Below are 26980 nucleotides of genomic sequence, written 5' to 3'. Positions count from 1 at the left end.
CTCCTACGTTACTTCTGTGCGATCGGGAATGGTGAAGTAGAAGGTTGAACCGCGATCTAGCGCGGATTCAACCCAAATGCTGCCCCCATGGCGTTCTACTATTTTTTTGCAGATCGCCAGACCAATACCTGTACCTTTATACTTTACGCGATTGTGCAGTCGCTGAAAGACGGCAAAAATACGATCGCCGTACTGCGGCTCGATCCCAATGCCATTATCGCTTATTGAGAATACCCAGCGATCGCTGTTGCGCTTTGCACCAATATGAATTTGCGGTGCTAGTTCGCCTCGAAATTTGATCGCATTACCGATCAGATTTTGGAATAACTGCGCGAGTTGGGTAGGGTCGGCCATGACTTTCGGTAAGGGATCGCAGGTAATGACGGCACTGCTTTCGGCGATCGCCATCTTCAAATTAGTTAGAGCGCGCTCCAAAACTTGAGCGCAATCGATCGGAACAAAGGGCTGAGCGCGAGTGTTGACGCGCGAATACTCTAGCAGGTCGTTAATCAGAGTTTGCATCCGACTAGCACCATCGACTGCATAGGCAATGAACTCGTCTGCACTGGCATCTAGCTTGTCCTTATAGCGCCGCTCCAGGAGTTGGAGATAGCTGACCACCATGCGGAGGGGTTCCTGCAAGTCATGGGAGGCAACATAGGCAAACTGCTCTAACTCAGCGTTAGAGCGCATCAGCTCTGCACTTTGATGCCTTAATTCTTCCTCTGCTTGCTTGCGATCGCTGATGTCGGTATGAGAGCCTGCCATCCGCACCACGTTGCCCGCTTCGTCCCACAGAGCCTGTCCGCGATCCAGAATCCATTTATAGGTGCCATCTTTGCACAACACCCGATGCTCGGTACTGTAATATGGCGTTTTCTTCGCAAAATGATCCTGTACGGCTTGCATTACCCAACCCAAATCGTCTGGATGAACGCGTTTTGCCCATTCATCAAGGTGGTTGGCAATTTCACAATCTTCATAGCCCAGCATTTCTTTCCACCGCTCTGAGAAAAAGACTTCATTTGTCTTTACGTTCCAGTCCCAAATCCCGTCATTATTGCCGCGTAATGCCAGGTGCCAGCGTTCATCACTCTCTCGCAACGACTCCTCTATCTGCTTGCGATCGCTGATATCTCTGTGGGTTCCCGCCATCCTCAAGGGTTTGCCATCGCGATCGTAGGCTACAACCTTACCGAAATTAGCAATCCATTTCCACTCACCCGATTTAGTCAGCATTCGATAGTCAAAGGCATAGGGAGACGATCGATCTTTTAAGTGAGCGTTCAACGTATCCATAACCCAGGATTTATCTTCTGGGTGGATCAATTTGTCCCACGTACTTAGATCGCCAGGCAACTCATCTGCTGCATAGCCCAGCATCTCCAGCCACCTCGGACTTAAATATACTTCCCCCGTACTGATATTCCAGTCCCATAAGCCATCTCCAGATCCTTCTAGCGCCAGTTGCAAACGCTCCTGGCTAAATCGCAGAGAATCTGCTGTCAATTGACCAGAAAGAACCTCATCGCACAATTGTTGGTTAATTTGCTCTAGTTCAGTCAAGCGCTCTTGCGATTGCTGCGGTAAATTCTCAATTGTACCTGCGATTGCCTCCATCCCTAATGCTTGCAATAGGCTGGTCTCAGTCACAATACCGACTAGTCGATCGCGATCGTCCACTACAGGCAAATGACTGATGCGGTGCTGTTGCAGTAACGACAGTGCTGTGAAGATGTTCTTAACCTCAGATTCTTTGATGGTTACTGGCTGTTGCATAGCTTCAGCAACTTTCACTGCAGCCAACTCTCTACCAGAAGCAATGAGTCGCACCACGTCCCGCTCAGTAAATATTCCTAATAAACGTCTATCCTCAACTACGAGTACGCAACCAGATCGCGAACCTATGCTAGGTCCCCCCCCTGTGTCGTCCTGCACACCATTCATAAGGGCGATCGCATCTAAGACCAAACCACTTGGAGCGATTGTGAGAGGAGAGCGATCGATTGCGCCCTCTAAAGCAGCTCGATAATTAAGCGTCATAGACTACCTACCCCCTAAGCTTACGCGATCTAGCGCATCGATAATGATATCGACGTGCTTAAACCAATATATCTCATGCATCTGGTGGCATACACGTAAAAAAGCACAGATTTGAAACCAAATAGTCTCTTCTGCGCTTTTTCTCCGGATAGGAATTTTGAGAGGAATAAAGCCAAAAACATTTAGTTGGTGGCGATCGAGTTTAGCTGTCCAAAGCCCCACCAAAGCCACTCATGCCCTGAAATGCACCAGTTTCAGCTTCAGGCTTAGCGGCAGTTTTAGCTGCTTTAGCTTCAAGTGCAGCCCATGTCATTGCACCTACAATACCATCAGCATCGAGGTTTTGTTCGCTTTGAAATTTAACCACAGCCGCTTCGGTTTGGTCGCCAAAGATACCATCGGCGTTAATTCCCAACATAGTTTGGAGCTGCTTTACTTCATCGTTAGCATCGCCCTTGTATAGTTCAGAATGCGACATAGATTTAGATCCTCCACAAAAAAAGAGATTTACTAAATTTTCATTGAATTGTTCTAGCACTTCGTCAGTTTACTGCTGAAGTCAGGCATCAGCCGAAATCTCCAGAAAAATTATAGATTTCCCAGGAAATATAAAGATAGAGAGACTTATCTCTGTCACCTCTAATATAGATGTATTTGAGAGATGGCAAATGGGCGCGGACAAAGAACTTAAGCGCTAAAGTAACGCGCTTCAGGGTGATAGGCAACCAGGGCGGTGGTAGACTGCTCGGGATGGAGTTGTTCGCTTTCATCCATTATCAAGTCGATGCGCTTGGCATCGAGCAAGTCTAGAAGCTTATACTGATCCTGCATGTTGGGGCAGGCGGGATAGCCAAAGCTATAGCGCGAACCGCGATAGCGCTGTGCCAGAACATCGCGGATGTTATTCGGATCTTCTGCTCCAAATCCTAATTCGCGGCGAATGCGAGCGTGTACCCACTCCGCCAGCGCCTCAGCCATTTGTACCGCCAACCCGTGGAAATAGAGGTAATCAGTATACTGATTCGCTTTAAATAGCTGCTGCGCGAACTCCGTTGCGATCTGCCCCACAGTTACAGCTTGTAACGGCATGACATCGACAATACCAGTCTCCTTGGGAGCATAGAAATCGGCGATACAAAGCCGCCGCATGGAACGCTGACGAGGAAATTTAAAGCTCTGAATGGGGGTTAGTTCAGCCAGCGACTGCTTTTCAACCTGGGCAGGATCGTAAACATAGACATCATTACCTTCCGTTTGGACGGGAAAATATCCATACACGACCTTTGGTTCTAACAATTGCTCGGCGATAATGCGCTGCTTCCATTCCTCCAAAACGGGATAAACTTTTTCTGCTAAGAAAGCATCGTATTCTTCCCTGGACTGTTCCTTGGGCTTGCGAAACTGCCACTGTCCGGCAATTAAGGCTTGCAGATCCAGATACCAAAATACTTCCTCCAAGGGAATCTCGGCGGCTGTGAGAATGCGCGTACCCCAGAACGGTGGAGTGGCACGGGGAATATCGATCGCAACTGATTCAGAACGTTTGGTGTCCTCAGGCAGATCTGCTTTAACTGGCTTATCTGCTGCGATCGCTTCTTTTTCTGCTTTAGTCGATGCAGAAGCAGAGATAGTCGCTGCATATGCCTCTCCATGACCGTTTAAAAAGCCCTTGATATTATCCCACTGACCCGCAGCTTTAGCTGGCATGTAGGCATCCATAAAGTTCAGGTCTGAGAAAGCATCCTTGCCGTACACGACCTGCCCCTTATAGGCATTTTGGCAATCCTCATGTACGAATTTAGGTGTCAGCGCCGCTCCACCAAGGATTACAGGTATATCAATGCTACGACTGTTGAATTCCTCCAAATTCTCTTTCATGAATGCCGTGGATTTAACCAGCAGTCCGCTCATGGCAATACAGTCAGCTTTGTGTTCCTCGTAGGCATTAATGATATTCTCTACGGGCTGTTTGATGCCGAGATTGACTACCTTATAGCCATTATTGGAAAGAATGATATCTACGAGATTCTTGCCAATATCGTGTACGTCGCCTTTGACAGTAGCGATGACCACAACTCCTTTATTTGCACCTTCGGCCTTCTCCATGAATTGCTCTAGATAGGCCACTGCTGCCTTCATGGTTTCTGCCGACTGCAACACAAACGGTAGCTGCATCTGTCCCGATCCGAATAGCTCGCCGACAACTTTCATGCCATCCAGGAGGAAATTATTAATGATATCCAATGGGGCATATTGTTCGAGCGCTTCTGCGAGTTGTTTTTCTAAGTCCATGCGATCGCCGTCAATAATATGCCGTTTCAATCTTTCCTCGACGGGCAAATTCAAGTCCTCAGATTTCTCGCGCTTGGTACTCACGCCCTCAAACAGCGTGGTAAATTCTCCCAAGGGATCGTAGGTACAGATATCACCCTCGAACTGGCGTTCATCGTAAACTAACTGCCTTGCTACTTCTAGCTCCTTCGGTTCAATGCGGTTGAGAGGCAGGATTTTACTGGGGTTGACGATCGCCGCGTCCATCCCCGCCCTTTGAGCTTCGTGCAGGAAGACAGAATTCAGCACGACTCTAGAAGCAGGACTCAGACCGAAGGAGATATTGGAAACCCCCAAAATAATATGGCAGTCGGGCATCGCCTCTTTGATGCGACGATTCGCCTCAATAGTCTCCGCAGCATTGCGCCGATCTTCGGCAATTCCTGTAGAAATTGGCAGTGCTAACGTATCGAAGAAAAGCTCGTGGGGCGGAATGCCAAACTGCGTGGCCTGGTCGTAGGCGCGACTAGCGATCGCAAATTTCTTGTCAGCCGTACGCGCCATCCCATCCTCATCGATCGTACCGATCACCACACCCGCCCCATAGGTTTTCGCCAGTTCTAAGACTTTTAAAAAGCGCGGTTCGCCATCCTCGTAGTTGGTGGAGTTCAGCAAACATTTACCTCCAGACAGCTTCAGTCCCGCTTCCATCTTTTCCCATTCTGTCGAATCCAGCATCAAGGGCAGCGTGATATTGGTAACGAGTCGCGAGACGAGTTCGTGCATGTCGCGCACGCCGTCACGCCCGACATAATCGACGTTGACATCGAGAACGTGGGAACCCTCTTTTACCTGCGATCGCGCCAGTGCCACCAGACCATCCCAGTCCTCGGCATTCAGCATATCGCGACATTTCTTCGAGCCACTGGCATTTAATCTCTCTCCCACGATCAGGAAGGAATTATCCTGCACGTAAGGTTGAGAACTATAAATAGATGCCGCTGATGGTTCGTAGTTGTAATGCCGTTGCTTGGGCTTAAGCGTCCTGGCTATTTCTGCTAATTCTTTGATATGAGCCGGAGTCGTACCGCAACAACCACCAATTACCTGTACGCCTAAATCCTCAACAAAATGTGATAGATGTCCGCGCAGATCGCCAGGAGTGAGTCGGTAGTGGGCTTTACCGCCTACATTCTCCGGTAGCCCAGCATTGGGAATACAGGAAACGGCAAATTTGGAATGCTCGGCAAGATACTTAATATGGTCGGTCATGCGATCGGGGCCGGTGGCGCAATTCAAGCCGAGAACGTCAATCTGATATGGTTCTAAAATCGTTAAAGCAGCGCTGATATCTGTCCCAACCAGCATCGTGCCTTGCTGTTCCATCGTAATTGAGACCACGACGGGCAATCTCGTTCCTTTACGCTTGAATACCTCTTCGACAGCATTTAAGGCAACTTTGATTTGCAATACGTCCTGGCAGGTTTCGATAATGAGCAAATCCACACCGCCATCGTACAAACCTTCGATTTGTTCGATGAATGAGTGTTTCATGCGATCGAAGTCGATGTGCAACAGAGTAGGCAATTTGGTTGTAGGGCCAACCGAACCCGCAACAAAGCGAGGTTTTTCCGGTGTCGAAAATTCCGCTGCAACGGATTTTGCTAGTTCTGCTGCTTTTTTACTCAACTCGTAGGCGCGATCGGCTAGATCGTATTCTGCTAAAACAATCGAGGTACCGCCAAACGTATCTGTCTCGATGACATCGGCACCCGCAATCAGAAAATCCCGATGCACCTTAGCCACCGCCTCAGGCTTGGTTATGACTAAATATTCGTTGCAACCCTCGTACTCTGCTCCGCCAAAATCATCAGCAGTTAGGTTCTGCATTTGTAGAGATGTACCCATTGCCCCATCAAATAAAATAACGGGGCGATCGCTGCTATGAAGGCGTTCGAGAAAAAGGTTAGTCATGGCGGGTACTGCAACTTAAGTTACTAATCTTTAATTTTAGCTATTTTCTTGGTTTAGTCGATATACGTGTTGCTCATTAATTTTGATGCGGTTTGTTCATGAGTCCAGCGATCGGGTGCCAAGAAATCAATTTCTTGGCTCAAAGCTAAAGTCGGCTAAAGCAGACTATGGATGGGGGCTGTTCAACCCGTTTTAGCGGGTTTTAGCTCTTAGCCCGCACATGAGTGCAGGGGCTTGTAGGGGTATATCGGGTTAAATCTTTTGAAAAAACCCAAGCGTTCGGATATACTACGATCTGTGTTTCCAATCAATTAGGTAGTCTAGCGGTGGGTGTGTCTATGAAGAAAAAATCTGGAATAAGGCTATTAATCTATGCCCAAAGTACTCGAAGATATAAAGAACAACCTCTTTGTCTATATCTACACGAACGACCATGAGCCAGCCCACGTCCATGTTTTTAAGGGCAGGAAGAACGACACCAACCAAACAGAAGCAAAGATAAATATTGGTAATGAAACCGAACGCCCTTCTGTGGTGGTTGCCGACGAGACAATGAGCGATAAGGACATAGTCAAGGCATTGAAATTAGTAGCCACAAATCAGGAGATGCTATTGCATAAATGGCAAGAAATACATGATATTTCCAAATTGGGAAAAAGAACTGACCGAAGAGAATCTAAGGGCAGAGATCGCAAAGGCGAAGACCGCAGCAAAGAAAGCTAATGCTACGGAGGTTCGCGCTGAATCGGTGCATTACGATCGCTCTGCCGATCTGATCGCAATTAAATTAAAGAATGGTGCAATTTTTAGCTTTCCGCCGCGATTAGCGCAAGGACTAGAAAATGCTACGCCAGAGCAGCTCGATGATGTGTGGATATCAGCTTCTGGTAGCAGCGTTCATTGGGAAAGCCTGGATGCAGACTTTAGCATCCCAGGGCTTGTGGCAGGTATCTTCGGCACAAAGATATGGATGTCAGAATTGGGTAAGAAAGGAGGGCAGTCAACCTCAAAGGCAAAATCAAAGGCGGCGCGGGAAAATGGTAAAAAGGGCGGTCGCCCTAGGAAGCAAGTTAATGCGTTATCCTAGTTATGCAGAAACACCGTTGGGAGCGAGGAGGTAGAAATGCCACTACCAATCGAACAAGAAATGGGCAAAGTTCTGGTTACCCTAACAATAACCAATCGTGCCGACCAAATTCGGTTTGAGGATGGTACGATCGCGCCCGACCAAATCCGATCCATCGTGCTAGAAGATGTACTAATCGATACGGGAGCGACGACGTTATGCTTGCCATCTGACGCGATCGCCAAGCTAGGTTTAAAGCTGCTGAAAGAGGTTGATGTAACCACTGCAACGGGCATTAGCAAAGCTCGCATCTTTCAAGATGCCAAAATATTTCTAGGCGATCGCGAAGGCACGTTTGAATGTCTCGAACTGCCTGGCGGTAAAAATGCCCTATTGGGTGTAATTCCGCTCGAAACTTTGGGCATTGAAATCGATCTGAAGCATCAAACGCTAAAGTTTTTGCCTATTAGCTCTACTGATACCTATTTAACCATTCTCTGAGTTGTCTGAATCTCTTGATGGAAAGTCCTGAATCCATAAACATAAATCGCTTGCAACAAGCTCTGACTGTGGAAGCAGAAAGAGGGTTCAATAACTTGCAGGGCAAGCAATATTATTTCGCCGAATTTTTACACCAGAGCTTAGGAGATGCTGTGGATGACGAGCAGTGGGAACAATCCGAACGCGATCGCGCCTATACCCTCGCCAGTGCCTACAGCAAATACAACGAATTACCTCTAGGCGATCGCCAGCATCTCGTAGCGGAAACCCGACGATTGCTCTACGAAGTGCGCCGCCGCGAGATTGCTGAGTCCTCCCCGCCACCCCTAAAAGAGAAAAAACCTAAAACCGAGGCACTAGTCACAACTACGAGAAAATCGCTCTCCCTTGACACGCCACTGCAATACGTTGAAGGGGTGGGAGTGCACGTGGCTGCTAGACTGGAGCGTCTAGAACTATACACGGTAGAAGATGTCCTGCACTACTATCCTCGCGATCACATCGACTACGCGCGGCAGATCGCGATCACCCACCTGAACGACGGCGATACCGTCACCGTGATTGGTACGATCCACCGCTTTAACTGCTTTACCAGTCCCAAAAATCCCAATTTAACCATTGTCGAGATTATCTTGCGGGATCGTACGGGACAGATCAAGTTGAATCGTTTCTGGACGGGCAAGCGCTATAGCAATCGCGGCTGGCAAGAGCAACAAAAACGCTTATATCCTCAAGGCTCTACGGTGGCAGCTTCAGGCGTGGTCAAGCGCGGCAAATACGGTCTCACGTTAGAACAATTTGAGATTGAAGTCCTGGAACACACCCAGGATAGAATTGAGTCGGATCGGATTGGTCGTGTCGTGCCGATTTACCCACTCACAGAAGGAGTCAGCCCCGAACTCATCCGTCGCGTTGCCATCCAATGCCTCCCAGTTGCCCATAAACTTCCCGATCCAGTCCCAGAGAAATTGCAACAGGACTATAATCTCATCGGTTTATCCACAGCCGTAGCGCAGATACATTATCCCGATGATAGCGAGAAATTAGATGCCGCGATCGCTCGCCTCTCATTCGATAAGTACTTCTATCGCCGCCTCGTATCCCTCTATCGGCGACAACAGCAACAAGCGATTCATTTTGTCCCCCAAAGCCAACTGATCGAGCAGTTAGACAAGATTCTGCCCTTTCAACTCACGGGGGCACAGCAACGGGCGATCGCGGAAATTCGCGGCGACCTGCAAGGCGATACCCCCATGAATCGCCTCGTACAGGGTGATGTCGGTTCTGGTAAAACGATCGTAGCGGTTTACGCGCTTTTGAGCGCGATCGAGGCAGGCTATCAGACTGCGCTGATGGCTCCCACAGAAGTCCTAACCGAACAGCACTATCGCAAAATTGTCGATTGGTTTAGTCAGCTCAACCTTCCTGTAGAGTTACTTACCGGATCTACAAAGGCATCAAAGCGGAAGGAGATTCTCCGACAACTGGCAACAGGGGAGTTGCCGCTCGTAATCGGCACGCATGCTCTAATTCAAGATAGTGTAGATTTTAATCAATTAGGATTAGTTGTTATCGACGAACAGCATCGGTTTGGTCGCGATCAGCGATCGCGCTTGCTCCAAAAAGGAGTCGATCCTCATGTCCTGATTATGACTGCTACGCCCATTCCCCGCACGCTCTATCTCACCAACTCTGAAATCGATGTCAGCATCATTGACGAACTCCCCCCTGGTCGTCAGCCCGTCCAGACAACTATCCTCAGACCCAGCCAGCGCCGCGATGCCTACGAACTAATGCGTCGCGAAATCGCTAAGGGGCATCAGGTTTATGTGGTGTTACCGCTGGTAGAAGAATCAGAGAAAATGGAAGATGTCAAAGCCGCCGTTGAAGAGCGAGAGCATCTTCAGAGCATTGTCTTTCCGAACTTCCAGGTGGGCTTATTGCACGGCAAGATGACTTCGGCAGAAAAAGACGAGGCGATTACGCAATTTCGCGATCGCAAAACTCAAATTCTGGTTGCTACCACCGTAGTAGAAGTGGGAGTTGATATTCCTAATGCCTCGGTCATGGCGATCGAACATGCCGAGCGATTCGGTTTAGCCCAGTTGCACCAACTACGCGGTCGTGTAGGGCGCGGTGCTGCCCAATCCTATTGCTTGCTGATGAGCGGTTCCAAGACCGAAGCTGCGCAGGAACGCTTGCGAGTTTTAGAACAATCCCAAGATGGTTTTTTCATCGCGGAGCGCGATTTTCAGATGCGCGGCAAAGGTAAAGATGAGGGTACGGAGCAATCGGGACATTCTGGCTTCTCGATCGACGATCGCCTGTCCGATGAAGCTGCGCGTCAAGAGATTTATCAAATTGCCAGAGAAGCTGCTGAGAGAATAATCAAAAAAGACCCAACGTTGGATTCTTTCCCACAACTCAAGGCCGAATTCGACCGTCACTATCAACGCCTTCAAGGTGGTTCAATTTTTACCTGATCCGATCTAGCGCCCGCTGCCCGCCCCATTGGGCTACAATTTTATCATCATATTCGTCAGCAATTTCTAGCACGGCGCGTACTGAGGATTCTAACTCTTTCTTATCGCAGGTGGAGCCAACAATTGAATGCTCGAAAATGATATCGCCGTTGACATCAAGTCCAAACGCGCCAAAGATCATCCTGGCATTTTCCTCTAACAAGAACCGCATCAAATCTGGCTTCCGCTCGATATCTGTAACTACATAGGAACGAGCATTGATCGTGGCATCGTCCTCACCCCAGGGAAAAATCAGTACTTCCACCAGGGCAGATCCCATAAACAGACCTAATCCTGGTACATCTTGTCTGGCACAGGGAAATTTACCAAAGATTTCCCGCATCCACAGGGCAATCTTATCGTAGCAAGCTTCTTGCGCTGGCGTTTGAAATTGCATAATTCAGCATAGTTACATAATGCATAAATATTACTGGATTTTAGTCCCAAATGCCACTTATAGCTATAGCCACTGGCTCAGGACGGGGTGCCCCCCCTGCGTGTCGGGTAACAGCCCCCCACACCCCCTGTCCTAACAGATCTGTCTGCGGCGATAAAAGCGCTATAGCAGTTTTCAGATCGGAAAGAGTAGGGGGTTTGGGGGCGTTGCCCCCAAGAAGGGGTGGAACCCCTTCACCCCATCAATAAAACCCGTTCTCAATTGAAAAGTGCTATAGCAGACAATGAGTTGATGCATAGTTAGCACCAGGATGCTTCATCAGGTGGATTGTGCAGCAACTCCCGAATATTGGCTTCGATCGCGCGGTAACCCACATTCCCATTGAGCCGTTGTCGCCCTTCATTAAAAATCAGGGTGGGACTGACGGTAACGGTATGCTCTTTAGCCTGCTCAAAGTCCTTAGATAGCAGCGCATGGGCCTCGCCGCTATCGATCTGAGCCTGGATGGCGGCGATCGGCAACTCTAGCTCCTGAGCGATTTTATACTGCACCTCGCGATCGCAGACGTTTGCCAGTTTGGTAAAAAATGCCTCCCGAAACGCCCAGGTTGCCTTTTCGAACATCTTTTCTGATGGTTCGACTATCCCCTTCATTTCGAGTAACTGAACGGCATGAAGAAACAGGTGACAGGACATTGATGAAGGCGGCGCAACGTTAGTCCAAATATCAGGGTGAACGGTAATATGGTCGAATTTTTTTGCCACCTCCCGAACGTGTTCGCTATACCCTTGTAAACCACCGCGATCGCGCCAGCGATTTTCTAACTTTTCGCGGGCGTTGCCAAAGATCGAAACGAAGTGATAGTCGATGGCAATCTTGTCTTGAAAATTTGTCACCAATTCATCAAGACGAATCTGAGAAATGTATGCCCAAATACAGAGAACATCAGAGAAGTAGGAGATATGGATGGGTTGCATGATTACTCTAACGGGTATTGAGATGATGAACCGATCGGGCGATCGGATGATGGCGCGAGGCGAGCGATCGTCTCGCTACCCTCATCGCGCTCGAAATTCTTATAGTTCGATTTTCGATGATGCCATAGTTTATAGTAAAGAATCGGAACCGCAGATCGCGATAGCAGCAACGATGCAACTTCACCTGCCATCAGTGAGATTGCTAATCCCTGGAAAATTGGGTCAGTTAGGATAATTGCCGATCCCACAATTACAGCGGCGGCAGTTAGTAACATGGGACGGAATCGTACTGCTCCAGCATCGATTACGGCTTCTTCCAGGGGCATTCCTTCTTGCAGGCGTAATTCGATAAAATCTACGAGGATGATCGAATTACGCACGACAATTCCAGCGCCAGCAATAAAGCCAATCATCGAGGTTGCCGTGAAGAACGATCCCATCAGCCAGTGAGCGGGCATAATTCCAACCAGCGAGAAGGGAATCGCTACCATGATTGCCAATGGGGTTGTAAACGATTGGAACCAGCCCACAACCAGCGCGTAAATCAGCACCATTACCACTGCAAAGGCAATGCCAAGATCGCGGAAGACTTCATAGGTGACTTGCCATTCCCCATCCCATTTAATCGCATAGGTTTCGGTGTTTTGGGGTTGTTCGGTGAGGTAGGTCTGGATTTTTGCCCCTGTCGCAGGAATTAGCTTGTCGATCTTTGGTTGCAGGTCGAGCATGGCATAGACCGCACTCTCTACCCTGCCGGAAACGTCGCCCAAAATATACACGACAGGTTGCAAGTTTTTGTGATAAATACTGGTATCTGCCGTGGTAGTTTCCGTCTTTACCAGCGCGCTCAGCGGCACTAAATTCCCACTCGCTCCCTTGAGATTAAGAGATTTCAGATCGTCGAGACTGGTGCGACTCGACTGGCTGAAGCGCAAGTGAATCGCCACATCCTCGCGGGCATTTTCGTCGTGTAACAGTCCGACATTTTGACCGGAAAGCGACATTTGCAAGACTTCTGAAATTTGGGCGGCAGTAATGCCGTTCAGCGCGGCTTTCTCGCGATCGATCGCCAATCGATAGTCGGTCTGTGGCGCTTCTACATACCAGTTCGCATCAACTACACCATCGGTCGAGCGGTACAACTGATAAATTTGCTTGGCGAGGGCGATTTGTTCTTTGTAGTCGGGGCCGTACACTTCGGTCACCAGGGTTTGCAGCACGGGAGGGCCAGGTGGAATTTCAGCGACCTGAAGGCGCGCACCATAGCGATCGGCAATTTCCTTCAATTTAGGGCGCATGGTTTTGGCAATATCGTGGCTCTGCAGGTGACGATCGCCTTTAGGCAAAAAGTTCACCTGAATATCCGCAACATTCGATCCCGAGCGTAAAAAGTAATGCCTCACCAAGCCGTTGAAGTTATAGGGCGAAGCCGTACCGACATAACTTTGATAGTGGACTACTTCAGGGATAGTGACAAGATACTGACCCATTTCTCTGGTTACTTTAGCAGTTTGCTCGAGCGTCGAACCTTCAGGCATATCGATCACTACCTGTAACTCGCTCTTATTGTCAAAGGGTAGCATTTTGAGAATGACTAAACGAAATCCCGCCAAACCGCCTACAATCAACACTAGAGCTAGTGCCGTTGCGATCAAAAAAGTCGTTCCCCGCTTCGGGTAATGCACCAGAGGATACATAAAGCGCCGATACATTCGACTCAGGACATCTTCTGCGCGATCGCGATCGGCATGACTGGAGCCAGTGAATACCCGCATCGTCGTCCAGGGAACGACAATGAAGGCGACCAGTGCCGAAAAGATCATGGCAGCAGAAGCTCCCAACGGAATTGGGCGCATATAGGGTCCCATCAAGCCACCCACAAAAGCCATGGGCAAGATTGCCGCAATTACTGTCGCAGTTGCTAAAATTGTGGGATTCCCAACCTCATCCACAGATTCCAGTACGATCTGTTTCAGGGTGCGACGGCGATTGGCAGATAGTTTCAAGCGCGTTTTATTTGCTGGTAGTTCCAGATGACGACCGACATTTTCGACGACCACGATCGCATCGTCTACCAGAATCCCAATCGAGAAGATTAAAGCAAAGAACGTCACCCGATTGAGCGTAAATCCATAAAAAACAAAGCTGGCCAGGGTTAGCGACAATGTCACGGGAATTGATACTGCAACGACAATTGCCTCTTTCTTGCCCATCGCAACCCACATCAGCAAAGTGACGGAACCTATCGCGATGGCCATGTGAAACAGCAGTTCGTTAGAACGTTCGGCGGCTGTTTCGCCGTAGTCGCGAGTAACGGTCAAATGTACGTTCTTAGGGATGTAATTACGCTCGATCTGCTCCAGTTTGTGCAAAACCCGATGAGATACTTGAATGGCATTGGCTCCACCGCGTTTAGCGATCGCGATCGTCACAGCTTCAGTTTCGCCAGTATTTTCAGTAGCTTGCTCCTTTTTGTTTTTATGTTCTTCCGATCGCGTACTTCCTCGCCCAAAAAATACGTAGCTAGCTGGTTCTTCCAAGCCATCCGTAACCGTTGCTACATCCCGCAAATAGACGGGCCGATTGTTGGCAACGGCGATCGTCAGTCCTTCGGCATCGACTGCCGATCGGATAAAACTTTGGGTTCTGACCAGAAACGATTGATTATTTTTACTTAAAGCACCGCTAGCAAGTTCGGTATTCTGAGACTGAAGTGCCTTCGAGATTTCGAGCGGTGTCAATCCAAACGCATTTAGTCGAATTGGATCGAGGTCGACTCGGAGTTGTCGCTTCTGCCCTCCAATAATCGTAGTTTCGGAAACATCAGGTATCTGCTTGATTTGTTCGTCCAGTTGAGTCGCAATTTGTCGCAATTCTGCGCCAGTAGCCTGCTCTCCCCACAACGTCAGAGTGAGAACAGGTACGTCATCGATCGAGCGGGACTTAATCAACGGTTGCGAAGCGCCAGGGGGAATCTTGTCAAAGTTAGCGTAGAGTTTGTTGTAAAGCCGAACGATAGAATCTTCTGTATTCTGTCCCACAAGAAATCGCACGATTACTAGAGAAGATCCAGGGCGCGAAGTAGAGTAGACGTATTCCACGCCAGGCAGTTCCTTGATTAACTTTTCCATCGGCGCGGTGACGCGCTGCTCGACATCCTTTGCCGATGCTCCAGGCATTTGCACGAACACATCTGCCATCGGTACGGTAATTTGCGGTTCCTCTTCCCGTGGTAGAATCAAAGTTGCGCCAATTCCTAACAGTAATGCCATTAGGATAATTAGTGGGGTCAGTTTGGAGTCGATAAATTTTTTGGCTAAGTTACCGACGAAGCCTAGCTTATGATGTTGCAGAGAGGCATGTTGATGACCCTTTGGTTCGCTATTCATGATTTAGTTTATCCTTAAATCACAGCATTAAACAGATATCCGATGGTGATAATGCCAATAATAACCAGACTGGCAAACACAATGAGAAACTGAGGACATAGGACTTTTCGCAAAATTACCATTTCTGGGAATGAGATGGCTGTGACTGACATGGTGAAAGCCAGAACCGTCCCCAGGGGCATCCCTTTATTGACCAGCGCTTCGGTAATCGGGAGAACGCCCGCAATATTGGCATAAAGAGGAGCACCAATGAGGACAGCAATCGGGACTGCGAAGGGGTTGCCCCGCCCCGCCCATTGAACGACTAACTCAGTAGGAATAAGTCCATGAATCACAGCTCCGACTCCAATCCCAATTACAACGTAGAGCCAGACTGTTTGCAAAATTTCCCTAGCTGCGTACCAGCCTTGCTGAAATTCATGTTTCCAATTGATTTGGGTTGGCAATGGACTATTGCCATTCACATTTTCTAGCGATCGCACCTTTTGCATCTCCCAGACAAAGGGTTCAACCCAATGCTCGAGTTTTAATTGTCCGATGATGTAACCAGAGAAGATGGCTAAAGTCACCCCAAAGCTAATGTAGATGAGCGTAACTTTTAAGCCAAACAATCCCCATAGTAGGGCGATCGCAATTTCATTCGTCATGGGAGCCGAAATTAGATAGGAGAAGGTCACACCAACCGGAACGCCCCCTTCCAGCAATCCAATGAATAGCGGCACCGCCGAACAGGAGCAAAAGGGTGTGACAATCCCTACTGTTGCTGCCATGATATTTCCCAGAATTGTGCGCTTCCCACTGAGCCAATTTTTCACCTTTTCCGGTGGTAGCAGTCCTTCGATCGTGCCAATGGTAAAACTGATGACAATCAGCAGAGTCAACACTTTAGGAACGTCATAGAAAAAGAAATGGAGACTAGACCCTAAATGAGAATCGATCGGCAAGCGAAATAACTGCACTACCAGTTGAGTTGCAAGCCAGTCAAATGGATAAAACGGATCGAACATCAGTTGACTCCTTAACTAGGTTAGGATATGAGTTCCTGAAGGCGCTGCTGAATTCGATCGGGAGAAACGATCTGCCCCTGGCTAATTACGGTCTTATTCACTGCAAATGCTGGAGTAGACATGACTCCCCGCTTAGTGATTTCAACTACATCTGTAATGTGTATTACTTCAGCGTCAATGCCGAGTTTAGCAATCGCCTCTTTAGCATTTGCTGCCAATTGTTGGCACTTCTTACAACCTGTTCCTAATATTTCAACTTCGATCGCGCTCATTTCTCAATCTCCTTATAGAATAAAAACTTGCGAGCAACTCTAGATAGTAAAAGTCATGGGTCGTGTGGATTAATTGCTAAAAGTGATAGGCTGTCCGTCGGCCATATGAGCGATGTTATTGGTAATAATGCGATCGCCTGCCGTCAATCCTGCCACGATCTCTACTCGTCCATTTTGCACTTTCCCGGTTTTCACCCAGCGCAAAACAGCAATCGCTTGAGATTCGTTAGTTTCCACCACATAAACCCCTTGTAATTGCCCCCGCTGCATCAGGGCGGTGGTAGGGATGAGAATTGCTTCCTGTTTTTCGCCTAATGGCAGGTCAATTCGCCCAAACATCCCAGAGATCGAGCTAGCAGAATTGCTCAGAGGGATCTTAACCAGGAAACTGCGGGAGTTGGGGTCTGCTGCCGGAACGATTTGTTGAATCTTAGCATTGATGTCTCGATTGGTAGCATCGACCCTTACTTTGACTGGTTGCCCAACGCGCACGAAACGCAAGTTCCCTTCAGGTACAGAAATCTCTAACTGGAGTTTGTCTGGATTTTCGACTTTCAGCAATGCCGTACCGGGAGCCGCCATTTCACCTTCGTAAGCTAGCTTCTGAACCACGACCCCATCAAAGGGGGCAATTACCTTTCCGTAGCTTTCGCTTACAGATGCTGAGGTCACGCTGGCCTCCGCTCGGTTCACCGCAGCGAGAGCCTGGTCGATCGCAGCTTGCGCCTGTCGGATACCTGCTTCTGCCTGCGCGACTCTAGCTCTGGCTGTATCCAGGGCGGTGTTCGCCTCGTCTAGTCGAGATTGGGCGACTACTCCTTCGACTTGCAGTTGCGCCATCCGAGACTGTTCGATCTGTGCCAATCGCAGGGCTGCCTCAGCCTCCAGTTTTTGGGACTTTAATTGGTTCAGGCTTGCCTGGGCGCGAACTACTTCCGCCCGAGCTTGGGCAACAGCCGACTGCGCCTGAGTGGTTTGGGCAGTCATATCCATAACATCAATACGGGTAAGAATATCTCCTTTATGGAAGCGATCGCCAGATTCTAGAGACAACTGGGTAATCCGTCCCATCACCCGCGTTGACAGGGTTGCCTGCTCTACAGGGCGAATCGTACCGGAAAGCTCCAGGGTACTAACGATGGGTTGGGAGCGAACGGTCAGGGTCTCGACTGCGATCGCAGGAACGGACACAGCATCTGGTGCATGGGTCGAACGGTTGAATTGCAGAATACCCCAAACTCCGCCTGCTAGCAACAATGCACCTCCCAGCCACAGCCCCCACCTCTTCCGTGACGGCTTTGGCGAAGGAGGCTGTTTTTGCTCGATCGATCCATCAATCGCTTCATCAACTGTTCGACCTAGCGATCCATCTAGCAATTCATCAACTGATTTATCTAGCGGTTCATCAACTGATTTATCTAGTGATTCATCAACTGATTTATCAGAGGTACTGTATGTCATTGTTTTCTCCTTGAAGGGCTACGGTACCGCACGCTATACCCTACTCATCACTGTAAATGATTTGATAAATGGCCTCGCCATTCGAGGATCTTTAATCATAGCGGCGTAATCTCCTACTCGGAATTGCAGCTTACGGCTCATATATGCCATACCCAACCCTACCATGTTCAACCCCTTAGTTTTCCACTGCTCCCAGTCTTGGAGATCGGCTCGTAGATCCCAGTTCAAAGGCTGTTCGTTGTACGCCCCTGCAGAAGTAACCCGCCCTTCCTGCACCGTAAGAACGCCTATCGGCTCTGGATCGTCCACAAAGCCATAGCCGATCGCGGAGTTAAAGTGGATTTTAGCTAGTGCGTCTGCTAACTCTGGTTCGGCATTCCACTGTTTACCAAACGCTTGCATCCATTCGGGTGAAAATAAGTCTACCATTGAATTCTCTCCATGTTGATTCTTACAAAGTGGGATAATGTGGAACTATTATTCGAGGTTGGCAACGGTTTGCCATTCTTCAATCGCCAAAGGTGAGACTGGCAAGATCGCAGCTTCACCGCTTAGACTGGGCAACGTTAGCTTTAGAGGAACCCCTATCTCCAGTTGCGGTAATAATGGTTGAAGGTCATATTGACCGACATTAGGTTCGGGCTTGGTGGTTTCAGTAAAGATGTGACTGGAATCATCCATTGCGATTAATGTTTTACCCAATGCACTGGTTAAGATTAGCGGTTGGGAGCGATCGATCTCAACGACATCTGGGAAACCCACCAGTCGCAGATCGAAGCTAGTTTGCCCATTAGGGCGAATGCGCTTAAACGCGATCGCCTGCCAACTATTTCCATGCGAATCTTTGAGGGTTTGGCGAGACTGATAAACGATTTGTCCCGGTGCTTCTTCGAGTTGTCGGATGGCTGCGGCAGCACCAGGTGGGTTCAGCATTCCTAAACCCAAGAGAATGCCCAATGCGATCGCACCCAACAAGAGCCACCAGGAAAAGATTCTTCGAGTACGACATCTCATCTTGATTCCTCTCTATAAGAAGTATATCTCAGCATTATTCCAATTCCTCCTACTATCGAATATCGGTCATCCTTTCAACCGCTCGAGTAACTGTTGCCGATAAAAGCAGAGCGTCAACAATTCGGTATCGATCGCTCGGTAATAGCGCCATATTCCTTCACGACGACATGCCACCACACCCGTGTCCTTCATCAGTCGTAAGTGTTTGGAGACATTACCCTGGTGGAGTCCAGTGCAGTCGCAAATCTCCTGCACGGTAAGTTCTCGATCGCAGAGAGTCGCTAGAATTTGCAGTCGAGCAGGTTCTGCCAGGATCTTAAATCGACTTGCGAGTAACTCTAGTTCGCCAGGGTTGAAAACAATTTCCATATCTCACATTGGGAAGATTTTTACCGGAACTAGCAGGCAAGCAATTCGCAATGAATTGCGATCGCTCGTCTTTGAACTTCTTAGACACTTCTCAACAACTCCTATAGCGATTTTCACTTGAGAACGGGTGTTATTTTTGGGGTGTGGAACCCCTTCTTGGGGGCGTTGCCCCCACCCCCCCTTCTCGCTTTCATCTGAAAACCGCTATAACTTTACTGTCCATCGATTGCGATTCTCCTCATGTAAAAAGATCGGTTATCTAAATTGGCTAACTTTGGACGTTGAACTTGCGAACGCAGCCTTGAATAGTTCAGCAAGCCAATCGTCAAATTACCTGCAATAATCAGCAGTTAAATTTTTGAGTTGACCAATTATACTACTATATAGTAATATAACCAAAATAAGCAACCCAGATCGAAAAAATTCTTCTTGCATTTAGTTTTATGTCTGAACTTTCTGCTTCTGCGCTCGCCCAAGTCTCCGATTATTTCAAAGTGCTTTCAGAACTCAGCCGCTTACAAGTGCTATGCGCGCTTAGATCCGGCACTAAAAACGTGTCCGAAATTATGGATGCCACTAAATTAGGACAAGCCAACGTCTCGAAACACTTGAAAATTCTTACCCAGGCGGGCATGGTCAAACGCCAGCCTCACGGAGTTAGCGCGTACTACGCCATTGCCGATCCATCGATCTTCGATCTGTGCGAACTTGTTTGCCGAGGGCTGGAATCTCGACTGCGAGAGCAGTCTCAGCAACTCCAGCAACTCGAAACGTTACGTCAGCCATTGTCCAATTGATTGTAAGAGGTTCTTCACCATGGCTCATATTGTCGTAATTGGTGCGGGTTTGGGTGGTTTACCAACTGCCTACGAACTCCGACATCTCCTACCTCGCCAACATCAAGTAACAGTTATCTCAAATGCACCAACCTTTACCTTTACCCCGTCATTACCCTGGGTAGCCTTTGGTTCAATTCCGCTGGAATCTATTCAGGTTAAGTTGAAGCCTCGGCTAACTGCGCGAAATATTGAATGGGTTGAAGCCAAAGTAGAGAAACTCGATCCCGATCGCCAATTGATTTGGGCAGGAGAAACCGAGATCGCTTACGATTACCTGGTTGTGGCCCCTGGACCGGAACTCGCACTGGATGCGCTGCCAGGATTGGGACCTGAAACTGGTTACACGCAATCGGTTTGCAATCCCCACCACGCACAAATGGCAAAAGTAGCATGGAAAGAGTTCTTGCAGCATCCAGGCGCGCTGGTTGTTGGAGCCGTGCCTGGAGCTAGTTGTTTTGGACCCGCCTACGAATTTGCCTTGTTAGCCGATTATCAATTGCGGCAGTTAGGTCTGCGCGATCGCGTACCGATTACCTTCGTCACGCCAGAACCGTATGCAGGACATCTCGGCATTGGAGGCATGGCAAACTCCGCTCAACTCATTACAGAACTGATGGCAGAACGCAATATAGAGGTAATGGATAACACTGCGATCGCCACCATTGAACCCAATCAGATACATTTAGCAGATGGACGGACGCTACCATTTGCCTACTCCATGCTGTTGCCACCTTTTCGCGGCCCTCGATTTTTAAGGGAAACCACAGGCTTAACGGCTCTAAAGGGATTTATGCCGACTTTGCCTACTTACCAGCATCCCAACTATCCTTCTATTTACTCAGTGGGTGTAATCGTACAACTTCAACCACCCGAGAAGACTCCATTACCCGTGGGCGTTCCCAAAACCGGACAGATGACTGAAGCAATGGGAATGGCAGTCGCGCACAACATTGCGATCGAAGTAGGTGCAATTTCTGCCCGGCTAGTCACTCCAACTCTAGAAGCGATTTGCTTTGCAGACTTTGGCAATACCGGAATTCTCTTCCTAGCCGATCCCGTGCTACCCGATCCGATCTTAGGAAAACGCCATCGTTCCATAGCGATTCGAGGCACTTGGGTGGGTTGGATGAAAAAAGCCTTCGAGCAATATTTTCTGATGAAAATGCGCTTTGGTACAGCCGTTCCCTGGTTTGAACGTTTGGGATTGCACATCGTGGGATTATCACTAGTGGAGCCTCTTTCCGTAAAGCAAGATTACAACCTGAATCAGTTAATTCATTAAGCTTTTACAAATCCCTTGTATTTATAGCGATTTTCAGATCGGAACAAGTAGGGGGTTTGGGGGCGTTGCCCCCAAGAAGGGGAGGCAGGGCAATCTTGGGGGTTCCCCGCTAGAGCCACTGCCGTGTTCTACCCCTTCACCCCATCAATAAAACCCATTCTCAATTGAAAAGTGCTATATCTCACATAATCTTAATAGAGGTCATTATGAAAAAGCAATTTAGTTTACTCGTTATTGCGGTCATGATGTTCAGTTCATTGGCAATTATTCCATTTGGATTTGCTCAGCCTTACAGCGGTAGAGGTGGTGGCTGGAGGATGGGAAACCCGTCCTGGCGAACGTACGATCCTGCTACCGTTGAAACCATTCAGGGTGAGGTAATCGGCGTAGATACTGCGACCTTTGGGAAAATATCGGGCGGTATTCATTTACGAGTGAGAACTCAAACCAGAGAGGAAATTACAGTTCATCTCGGCCCAGCCTGGTACATTGACAATCGAGCAGTTCAAATTCAGTTGCACGACACGGTCGAGGTAAAAGGTTCGCGGACAGTATTTGGCGAACAACCAACCCTGATTGCCGCAGAAGTAAAAAAAGGCGATCGGGTGCTGACTTTGCGAGACAAGGATGGTATTCCAGTTTGGGCAGGTTGGAACAGGCGGCGTTAATAAATGCAGTATCATAGTTATTGGAATAGCGGACGTAGCAATGGCGCTTTGTCCGCTATCCCTAACAACGACTCATAACTGAATCGTGCATCTTGACACTAAATAGTTGCGAAGAGATGAGACTATGTCAAATGTTAGCAATAAAGCCGATCGGGCATTGATGGAGATTCCACCTGGTTATCTGAATATCATGGGATATGTGGATAACTCAGAGGTAAACGGGCCGGGATGTCGTGCTGTAGTTTGGGTACAGGGTTGCTTGCGCGCATGTCCTGGCTGTTTCAATCCCGGTTCTTGGCCGTTTGAAACGAATCAACTAATTACCGTAGATGCCTTGCTGGAGAGTATCCTGAGCAATCCCAGAAATGAAGGCGTAACTTTCTCTGGCGGGGAACCCTTTTGGCAGGCTCCTGCTCTAGCACAGTTAGCCCGTCAAGCGAAGGCACATGGACTGAATGTGATGTCCTTTACCGGATTTACACTAGAAGAACTACAAGGAACGCGCGCCCCAGCAGGTGCTGGAGAATTGCTACAGGAACTGGATATTTTAGTGGATGGCCCTTATGTTGAATCGCTGGCAATTCACGCTCCAGACTCCCTGGTTTCTTCCCGCAATCAACGCGTACACCTGTTTAACCCCGCACTCCACGATCGCCTCACCTGGGCAAGCGATCGCATGGAAATTCACATCCTCAAAAATGGCGATCGTCTCATTACAGGCTATCGCGGACAAATGAATTTAACTGAATAATAGCTGTTGCTTATATCCTTGCGCGATCGCCTCAAATTCACGCGCAAAAACAGCGATCCATCTTCCGAGCGATCGCGTACTAACATTAGGGTTGTGACTGCTTGCGATCGAGTGGCTTAGAGGCAATTGTTAATATTAACTACGATCTCTAAAGAAATCTTTCTAGATTTACTCTGGTTGCCGGTCTATTAGTTACGATCTCCAAAGAGAAAAGTGTCAGTTTTGCCCAATATGATACAGGTGTGTTGTACGTAAACAATTGTATGGGTTGGTTTGTATGGGATTAACTGATTCCTCGGATGCCGATCTAGTTCGGAGTTTGAGAGCAGGGCAACATAAAGCACTTGAGGTGCTATACGATCGCTATGTCGGTCTGGTTTACAGTGTCGCTTATAAAATATTAGGCAACTCTCAGGAGGCAGAAGACCTAACACAAGATATATTTGTGACATTTTGGCAGCAGGATAGTTTCGACCCGTCTAGAGGGTCGCTCAAAAGCTTTATAGGCTTACTGACGCGATCGCGCGCGCTAGACAAAATCCGCAAGCGCAATACCACCAAAAATTTCCTGGAGCGTTGGCAAAAGACCGTAACGGAAGAATCATCAGATCCAATGCCTTTAGAGCAAGCTTCGATGGAGGAATGCCAAGAGGCGGTGCAGCAGGCAATGCGGCAAATTTCATCCGAGCATAGGCAGATTCTAGAAATGAACTATTACAAGGGTATGAGTCAAGCCAAAATTTCGCAGGAACTAAATTTATCCTTGGGAGTAGTCAAGCATAGATCGCGCCAAGGCATTATCGCGTTAAGAAAACTGTTACAAGGTATGTGCGGATAAATTGGGGGAAAAGATTATGACACTTTCTAGATACTCAGAAGAATTTCAACAATTAGCGGCGGGCTATGTACTGGAAGACCTCACTCCAGAGGAAATGGAGCGCATGGAATGCATGCTATTGCTAAATCCCGAACTGCGCCAGGAACTCAGGATCTTCCAAGAAACCATGGGCATGATTTCATTCGGTACACCTCCCATGCAACCGCCCGATCGCCTGCGGCAAAAGACGCTCGATGCTGCGGCTACTAGTGTATTGCGCCGCCAGTCTAGCGCAGCAATAACCAATCGCCCCTCTATGCTCTGGGTCAAAATCGTGGCGGCGATCGCAGCTGCGATCGCCGTTTTACTTGGCATTGACAACTTCCGCCTGAGGCAAGAGTTGTCCGTAGCGCAGAGTTCTAATGTGGAAAAAGTGGCAGCGCTTCTGCAAAGGAATGATAGTCGCCTGGTCGCGCTTACGGGTCAAGAGAATAATTCCACTGGGACATTATTATTCCAAAAGGGGAAATGGCAGCAGGTTGTGCTATCTCTCAGGGATTTACCATCATTACCTGCGGGCGAAGTCTACCGCCTGTGGTTATCGCTGGAGAATAATCAAACCATTTTTTGTGGCGAGTTTAATACCGATACTAATGGCTCCGTATTTGTAAGTATCAACCCGCCTCAAGTGCCACCAAAAGGGACAAAAACTACAGGTATCTTTGTTACCCAAAGTCCTGCCACGGCACCATTAGAACCCACCGGAAAAAGAGTCGCTGGTGGGACAATCTAAAAGCCAAGCTCTGATTCCTCAAGATAGAGATTCTGACTCAGATTGAGGGATCGCAATTTCCTCCTTTTTTCCCGGCCACTGGCGATCGCCTCGGCAGGCGGCAATCAACCATTCAGCTTGCACTCTAAACACTAGGGAATCATGGGCTTCGGTCTGAAAGTCCGACCAACGCGAGCGATCGCTAGGGAAAGTAGTATCCCAATAATTGGCAAGGTGCGTTCCATCCGCACCGCAATCCACCTCCACGCAGCGATCGTTCATGTGAATATGCGTGATTTCACCCTCAAGCTCGCGATGCTTTAGCCACACAGTTCCCCCAGACCAGAAAGCGGCAGCACCCAATAGCTCTCCTACTTTGTCGAGAAGTTTTAGCTCTTCCTGGCGTAATGCAGCCCGTACTTGTGAGGCAAAGTTGCTCAGAGGTAAAAGTTCGGGATACTCCGACAGATGTTCGCGATCCAAACCAATAGCTATGAGGCGATCGCGATTGGCTTTTTGTTGCTCCCGATCGATTTGCAACCATGTTGCAGCAACGCAAGCATCAAAAGCTACTTGTGTTGATACGAGGCATTGCCTTAATTGCGTTAGATCTTGCTTCGCTCGCGATCGACGAAAGTATTGCAGCAGGTTTGTGTCACTCGAACCGGACTTCAGAGTGGGCATTACTGCGATAACGGATTTTACTCGATCCGATTCGCCAGGCTCACGCGGGCGATCGCTACTCCAATGAAAATCCCCCGATTTTGGCACCCAACCTACTGGTGCATTGCCTACTACAAAAATTTGCGCATTTTTAGGAACGCGATCCTTATTTGTGGTTACTAGGTATTGCATTAAGCTCCATGTGCAAGGGATCTTCACCACTACCTACAATTAGTAGTAGCTCTTAATTTTATAGCTATAGCTAACAGGCTCAGGACGATGTGCAGGGTTTCTACCCCTGCCTGGGTGATGTAGACCCTACCCCCTTAATAACCAATCTGTCTACAACTATATGAAGCATAGATGGAAATTGTGAAAAAGTAGGGAATAAATCCTACTCGTGTAGGTTTTGTATTCCTTGAGAGCATCCCAGTTTTGCAATTACCCCCTCGCCTCTGGCACCTCACCCTTAGCAAGGTGAGGATGGGTGGGGGTATGAACCTACAAACTTAAGATGCACCCTATTCCTTAATACTGGAGTTTAGACTAAAAGGCAACAAGAAGCATCTCGCTAGATAGAAACTAGCGAGAGAGAGGATAAAAGGGAAGAAGTTGAGCTAAGCAGTTGCAGCGGAAGCTTTTTTGAGGGGCTTGGCATAGCGTTTTTTGACAGTAGGATAACGAATCCGTTGGGTTCGTTTTTTCCCAAGAGGCCAACCTGGAGACTTACCGCGAGGTTTAGGGTCAGGGGAAGGAGAGCCAATCCTGACCAAAACTAAAGCAAAAGCATTTGCAACTCGACCAGGAGACAATTTAGTCATCGGTTTCTGCCAAGGCAGAGGAGAGTCTTGGACAAGTTCACGAGCGAGCCACAATTGCCAAGTAAGTAAAGGCATCAAGTCCGACCAAGTCTCCATCTGAGCAGGGGTAGAAAGCTGAGGGATTGTCCAATGGAGACGTTGACGCACCAAGCGATACCAATGCTCAATGGCAAATCTGCGCAGATATTTTTGCCATACCTCACTCAAGATTGGCTCGTCTTTAGCGACCCAAATCAACCACAGGGGTTTCGATTCAGGCATATCAAGACGTTCGACCAGAATGAGTGTAAAGGGATGGTCTGCGGCTTGCTTTAAGTGCAGGTTTGGCCATCGACGAATTTGCAATCGTCCCAGTTTAGGCTCTGCAATTGTGATGTCTGCTTGGGGAATAGACCAAGTGTCAGAGTCTTTGAGGCTAAATTTCTCTCCATGCTTATGGGGTCGCCCATGCCCCTCGTAATCCTTTGGGGCATGATACAGAACCCGGTTGGGGCGTAGCCTGAGCAGCTTGATACACGGGATGTCTGCTGTTTGCTGCAAAAATGGTGCGCACCCATACTCGCCATCCCCCAGGAAAAGCACAGTCCCAGGAATTTCCGCACAAACCAAGCGTAACTGACTAGCGGCTTTCTGAATCGGGTTCTCGAAACTGGTGATCCGCTCATGCCGCAACGGTAAGGCAAAACTCCCTTCTGACTCTGGAATCCAGGCAATTGTGCTGTATCCTTGCCCCACCGTAACAGGTTTGCTTCCTACTCCCGGTTGAGGTTGATGTTCGTAGGTGCGTTCTTGTAATGTCACCGCATAGGGACGCGACCAGGCTGTATGGTCGCCCGCCAATATCGTCACCTCTGCTGCCGGCATTTGCTGTATGTATTGCTTCATCAAGTCTTCACGTGGAGGATGACTATCTTGCAGTGCTTCATAGATACTCGACCACTCCCTCCGAAATAATGGGCTTAACGAAAGTTCCACAAACGATGAAACACTCCGACTCGTCAGTACCGCATCCATCAAGTCGAACAGCGCATCTCTCCCGTTCCCTATAATTTCGTACGTGTACTTGCGAAATTGCTCAAGTTTATCCAAACTAATCATGATGAA

24 protein-coding genes are annotated in these 26980 nt (G+C 48.5%); 10 read left to right on the top strand and 14 right to left on the bottom strand.

The features are described 5' to 3' along the window. Positions 1-3: 3 nt before the first annotated feature. The 3 genes from PSE6802_RS30965 to metH form a co-directional block, all read right to left on the bottom strand. A complete protein-coding gene (locus PSE6802_RS30965; protein ID WP_019500027.1) occupies positions 4-2043 on the bottom strand; it encodes a PAS domain-containing protein in 2040 nt (679 codons plus the stop codon). 202 nt (positions 2044-2245) lie between these two features. Beyond that, a complete protein-coding gene (locus PSE6802_RS30960; protein WP_083901756.1) occupies positions 2246-2521 on the bottom strand; it encodes a peptidoglycan-binding domain-containing protein in 276 nt (91 codons plus the stop codon). A gap of 209 nt (positions 2522-2730) precedes the next feature. Further along, a complete protein-coding gene (gene metH, locus PSE6802_RS0110515) occupies positions 2731-6288 on the bottom strand; it encodes a methionine synthase (RefSeq protein ID WP_019500025.1) in 3558 nt (1185 codons plus the stop codon). Positions 6289-6660: 372 nt separating this feature from the next. On the opposite strand from metH, the gene PSE6802_RS28530 reads away from it, so the two are divergent. Genes PSE6802_RS28530 through recG form a run of 4 tightly spaced genes read left to right on the top strand, consistent with a single transcriptional unit; the run spans position 6661 to position 10338 of the window. Beyond that, the gene (locus PSE6802_RS28530) at positions 6661-7011 is read left to right on the top strand and encodes a DUF4160 domain-containing protein (RefSeq protein WP_019500024.1); all 351 of its coding nucleotides are present in this window, start codon (positions 6661-6663) and stop codon (positions 7009-7011) included. Further along, positions 6923-7375, top strand: a complete 453-nt coding sequence (locus PSE6802_RS0110505) for a DUF2442 domain-containing protein (RefSeq protein ID WP_026103217.1) — start codon at positions 6923-6925, stop codon at positions 7373-7375. Before PSE6802_RS28530 ends, PSE6802_RS0110505 begins: the two co-directional genes overlap by 89 nt. Positions 7376-7411: 36 nt before the next feature. Further along, a complete protein-coding gene (locus PSE6802_RS0110500; RefSeq protein WP_019500022.1) occupies positions 7412-7855 on the top strand; it encodes an aspartyl protease family protein in 444 nt (147 codons plus the stop codon). A gap of 17 nt (positions 7856-7872) precedes the next feature. Next, positions 7873-10338 carry an ATP-dependent DNA helicase RecG gene (gene recG, locus PSE6802_RS0110495; protein ID WP_019500021.1) on the top strand — a complete coding sequence of 822 codons (2466 nt, stop codon included), beginning with the start codon at positions 7873-7875 and terminating at the stop codon, positions 10336-10338. Here recG and PSE6802_RS0110490 read toward each other — a convergent pair. The 9 genes from PSE6802_RS0110490 to PSE6802_RS0110450 form a co-directional block, all read right to left on the bottom strand. Beyond that, the gene (locus tag PSE6802_RS0110490) at positions 10331-10774 is read right to left on the bottom strand and encodes a T3SS (YopN, CesT) and YbjN peptide-binding chaperone 1 (RefSeq protein ID WP_019500020.1); all 444 of its coding nucleotides are present in this window, start codon (positions 10772-10774) and stop codon (positions 10331-10333) included. The genes recG and PSE6802_RS0110490 overlap by 8 nt on opposite strands. A gap of 299 nt (positions 10775-11073) precedes the next feature. Then, a complete protein-coding gene (locus PSE6802_RS0110485) occupies positions 11074-11751 on the bottom strand; it encodes a DsbA family oxidoreductase (RefSeq protein WP_019500019.1) in 678 nt (225 codons plus the stop codon). Positions 11752-11753: 2 nt separating this feature from the next. Then, positions 11754-15140: an efflux RND transporter permease subunit gene (locus PSE6802_RS0110480; protein ID WP_019500018.1), complete on the bottom strand. Its 3387-nt coding sequence runs from the start codon at positions 15138-15140 to the stop codon at positions 11754-11756. Positions 15141-15154: 14 nt separating this feature from the next. Further along, the gene (locus PSE6802_RS0110475; protein ID WP_019500017.1) at positions 15155-16147 is read right to left on the bottom strand and encodes a permease; all 993 of its coding nucleotides are present in this window, start codon (positions 16145-16147) and stop codon (positions 15155-15157) included. 20 nt (positions 16148-16167) lie between these two features. Continuing rightward, entirely contained in the window at positions 16168-16419 is a 252-nt protein-coding gene (locus tag PSE6802_RS0110470) for a thioredoxin family protein (protein ID WP_019500016.1), read from the bottom strand. Between the two features lie 69 nt (positions 16420-16488). Next, the gene (locus PSE6802_RS0110465) at positions 16489-17880 is read right to left on the bottom strand and encodes an efflux RND transporter periplasmic adaptor subunit (RefSeq protein ID WP_019500015.1); all 1392 of its coding nucleotides are present in this window, start codon (positions 17878-17880) and stop codon (positions 16489-16491) included. Between the two features lie 33 nt (positions 17881-17913). Continuing rightward, positions 17914-18309 (bottom strand): hypothetical protein, encoded by a 396-nt coding sequence (locus tag PSE6802_RS0110460; RefSeq protein ID WP_019500014.1) that lies wholly within the window; start codon positions 18307-18309, stop codon positions 17914-17916. A gap of 48 nt (positions 18310-18357) precedes the next feature. After that, entirely contained in the window at positions 18358-18894 is a 537-nt protein-coding gene (locus tag PSE6802_RS0110455) for a DUF3122 domain-containing protein (protein WP_019500013.1), read from the bottom strand. A gap of 66 nt (positions 18895-18960) precedes the next feature. After that, positions 18961-19263, bottom strand: coding sequence for an ArsR/SmtB family transcription factor (locus PSE6802_RS0110450; protein WP_019500012.1), 303 nt, complete (start codon positions 19261-19263; stop codon positions 18961-18963). Between the two features lie 443 nt (positions 19264-19706). On the opposite strand from PSE6802_RS0110450, the gene PSE6802_RS0110445 reads away from it, so the two are divergent. The 6 genes from PSE6802_RS0110445 (at position 19707) to PSE6802_RS0110420 (ending at position 24413) form a co-directional block, all read left to right on the top strand. Beyond that, a complete protein-coding gene (locus PSE6802_RS0110445) occupies positions 19707-20060 on the top strand; it encodes an ArsR/SmtB family transcription factor (RefSeq protein ID WP_019500011.1) in 354 nt (117 codons plus the stop codon). 19 nt (positions 20061-20079) lie between these two features. Further along, on the top strand, positions 20080-21384 hold the full coding sequence (locus PSE6802_RS0110440) for an NAD(P)/FAD-dependent oxidoreductase (protein WP_019500010.1): 1305 nt from the start codon (positions 20080-20082) through the stop codon (positions 21382-21384). Between the two features lie 206 nt (positions 21385-21590). Then, on the top strand, positions 21591-22052 hold the full coding sequence (locus PSE6802_RS0110435) for a hypothetical protein (RefSeq protein WP_019500009.1): 462 nt from the start codon (positions 21591-21593) through the stop codon (positions 22050-22052). A gap of 124 nt (positions 22053-22176) precedes the next feature. Then, positions 22177-22803 carry a 4Fe-4S single cluster domain-containing protein gene (locus PSE6802_RS0110430; RefSeq protein WP_019500008.1) on the top strand — a complete coding sequence of 209 codons (627 nt, stop codon included), beginning with the start codon at positions 22177-22179 and terminating at the stop codon, positions 22801-22803. A 277-nt stretch (positions 22804-23080) separates the two neighbouring features. Then, a complete protein-coding gene (locus PSE6802_RS0110425) occupies positions 23081-23641 on the top strand; it encodes a sigma-70 family RNA polymerase sigma factor (RefSeq protein ID WP_019500007.1) in 561 nt (186 codons plus the stop codon). A 16-nt stretch (positions 23642-23657) separates the two neighbouring features. Beyond that, complete coding sequence (locus PSE6802_RS0110420) at positions 23658-24413, top strand: anti-sigma factor (RefSeq protein WP_019500006.1); 756 nt, start codon at positions 23658-23660, stop codon at positions 24411-24413. A gap of 18 nt (positions 24414-24431) precedes the next feature. Here the strand turns inward: PSE6802_RS0110420 and PSE6802_RS0110415 are convergent, their stop codons facing one another. Beyond that, positions 24432-25247: a hypothetical protein gene (locus tag PSE6802_RS0110415; protein WP_019500005.1), complete on the bottom strand. Its 816-nt coding sequence runs from the start codon at positions 25245-25247 to the stop codon at positions 24432-24434. 425 nt (positions 25248-25672) lie between these two features. Then, positions 25673-26974, bottom strand: a complete 1302-nt coding sequence (locus tag PSE6802_RS0110410) for an NF041680 family putative transposase (protein ID WP_019498766.1) — start codon at positions 26972-26974, stop codon at positions 25673-25675. Between the last annotated feature and the right edge of the window lie 6 nt (positions 26975-26980).

Source organism: Pseudanabaena sp. PCC 6802, assembly GCF_000332175.1.
Classification (GTDB): domain Bacteria; phylum Cyanobacteriota; class Cyanobacteriia; order Pseudanabaenales; family Pseudanabaenaceae; genus PCC-6802.
Note: the sequence above shows the minus strand (reverse complement) of the source record. Positions and strands in the feature narration are given on the sequence as shown.

What these genes read in the sequence shown, in the direction of transcription:
- PSE6802_RS0110425 (WP_019500007.1), top strand. Translation starts at nt 23,081, where the DNA reads ATGGGATTAACTGATTCCTCGGATGCCGATCTAGTTCGGAGTTTGAGA.
- PSE6802_RS0110505 (WP_026103217.1), top strand. Translation starts at nt 6,923, where the DNA reads ATGATATTTCCAAATTGGGAAAAAGAACTGACCGAAGAGAATCTAAGG.
- PSE6802_RS30965 (WP_019500027.1), bottom strand. Translation starts at nt 2,043, where the DNA reads ATGACGCTTAATTATCGAGCTGCTTTAGAGGGCGCAATCGATCGCTCT.
- PSE6802_RS0110420 (WP_019500006.1), top strand. Translation starts at nt 23,658, where the DNA reads ATGACACTTTCTAGATACTCAGAAGAATTTCAACAATTAGCGGCGGGC.
- PSE6802_RS0110480 (WP_019500018.1), bottom strand. Translation starts at nt 15,140, where the DNA reads ATGAATAGCGAACCAAAGGGTCATCAACATGCCTCTCTGCAACATCAT.
- PSE6802_RS0110410 (WP_019498766.1), bottom strand. Translation starts at nt 26,974, where the DNA reads ATGATTAGTTTGGATAAACTTGAGCAATTTCGCAAGTACACGTACGAA.
- PSE6802_RS0110450 (WP_019500012.1), bottom strand. Translation starts at nt 19,263, where the DNA reads ATGGAAATTGTTTTCAACCCTGGCGAACTAGAGTTACTCGCAAGTCGA.
- PSE6802_RS0110475 (WP_019500017.1), bottom strand. Translation starts at nt 16,147, where the DNA reads ATGTTCGATCCGTTTTATCCATTTGACTGGCTTGCAACTCAACTGGTA.
- PSE6802_RS0110485 (WP_019500019.1), bottom strand. Translation starts at nt 11,751, where the DNA reads ATGCAACCCATCCATATCTCCTACTTCTCTGATGTTCTCTGTATTTGG.
- PSE6802_RS0110455 (WP_019500013.1), bottom strand. Translation starts at nt 18,894, where the DNA reads ATGAGATGTCGTACTCGAAGAATCTTTTCCTGGTGGCTCTTGTTGGGT.
- PSE6802_RS0110435 (WP_019500009.1), top strand. Translation starts at nt 21,591, where the DNA reads ATGAAAAAGCAATTTAGTTTACTCGTTATTGCGGTCATGATGTTCAGT.
- PSE6802_RS0110460 (WP_019500014.1), bottom strand. Translation starts at nt 18,309, where the DNA reads ATGGTAGACTTATTTTCACCCGAATGGATGCAAGCGTTTGGTAAACAG.
- PSE6802_RS0110415 (WP_019500005.1), bottom strand. Translation starts at nt 25,247, where the DNA reads ATGCAATACCTAGTAACCACAAATAAGGATCGCGTTCCTAAAAATGCG.
- PSE6802_RS0110430 (WP_019500008.1), top strand. Translation starts at nt 22,177, where the DNA reads ATGTCAAATGTTAGCAATAAAGCCGATCGGGCATTGATGGAGATTCCA.
- PSE6802_RS0110470 (WP_019500016.1), bottom strand. Translation starts at nt 16,419, where the DNA reads ATGAGCGCGATCGAAGTTGAAATATTAGGAACAGGTTGTAAGAAGTGC.
- PSE6802_RS0110445 (WP_019500011.1), top strand. Translation starts at nt 19,707, where the DNA reads ATGTCTGAACTTTCTGCTTCTGCGCTCGCCCAAGTCTCCGATTATTTC.
- PSE6802_RS0110490 (WP_019500020.1), bottom strand. Translation starts at nt 10,774, where the DNA reads ATGCAATTTCAAACGCCAGCGCAAGAAGCTTGCTACGATAAGATTGCC.
- PSE6802_RS0110440 (WP_019500010.1), top strand. Translation starts at nt 20,080, where the DNA reads ATGGCTCATATTGTCGTAATTGGTGCGGGTTTGGGTGGTTTACCAACT.
- recG (WP_019500021.1), top strand. Translation starts at nt 7,873, where the DNA reads ATGGAAAGTCCTGAATCCATAAACATAAATCGCTTGCAACAAGCTCTG.
- PSE6802_RS30960 (WP_083901756.1), bottom strand. Translation starts at nt 2,521, where the DNA reads ATGTCGCATTCTGAACTATACAAGGGCGATGCTAACGATGAAGTAAAG.
- PSE6802_RS0110500 (WP_019500022.1), top strand. Translation starts at nt 7,412, where the DNA reads ATGCCACTACCAATCGAACAAGAAATGGGCAAAGTTCTGGTTACCCTA.
- PSE6802_RS0110465 (WP_019500015.1), bottom strand. Translation starts at nt 17,880, where the DNA reads ATGACATACAGTACCTCTGATAAATCAGTTGATGAATCACTAGATAAA.
- PSE6802_RS28530 (WP_019500024.1), top strand. Translation starts at nt 6,661, where the DNA reads ATGCCCAAAGTACTCGAAGATATAAAGAACAACCTCTTTGTCTATATC.
- metH (WP_019500025.1), bottom strand. Translation starts at nt 6,288, where the DNA reads ATGACTAACCTTTTTCTCGAACGCCTTCATAGCAGCGATCGCCCCGTT.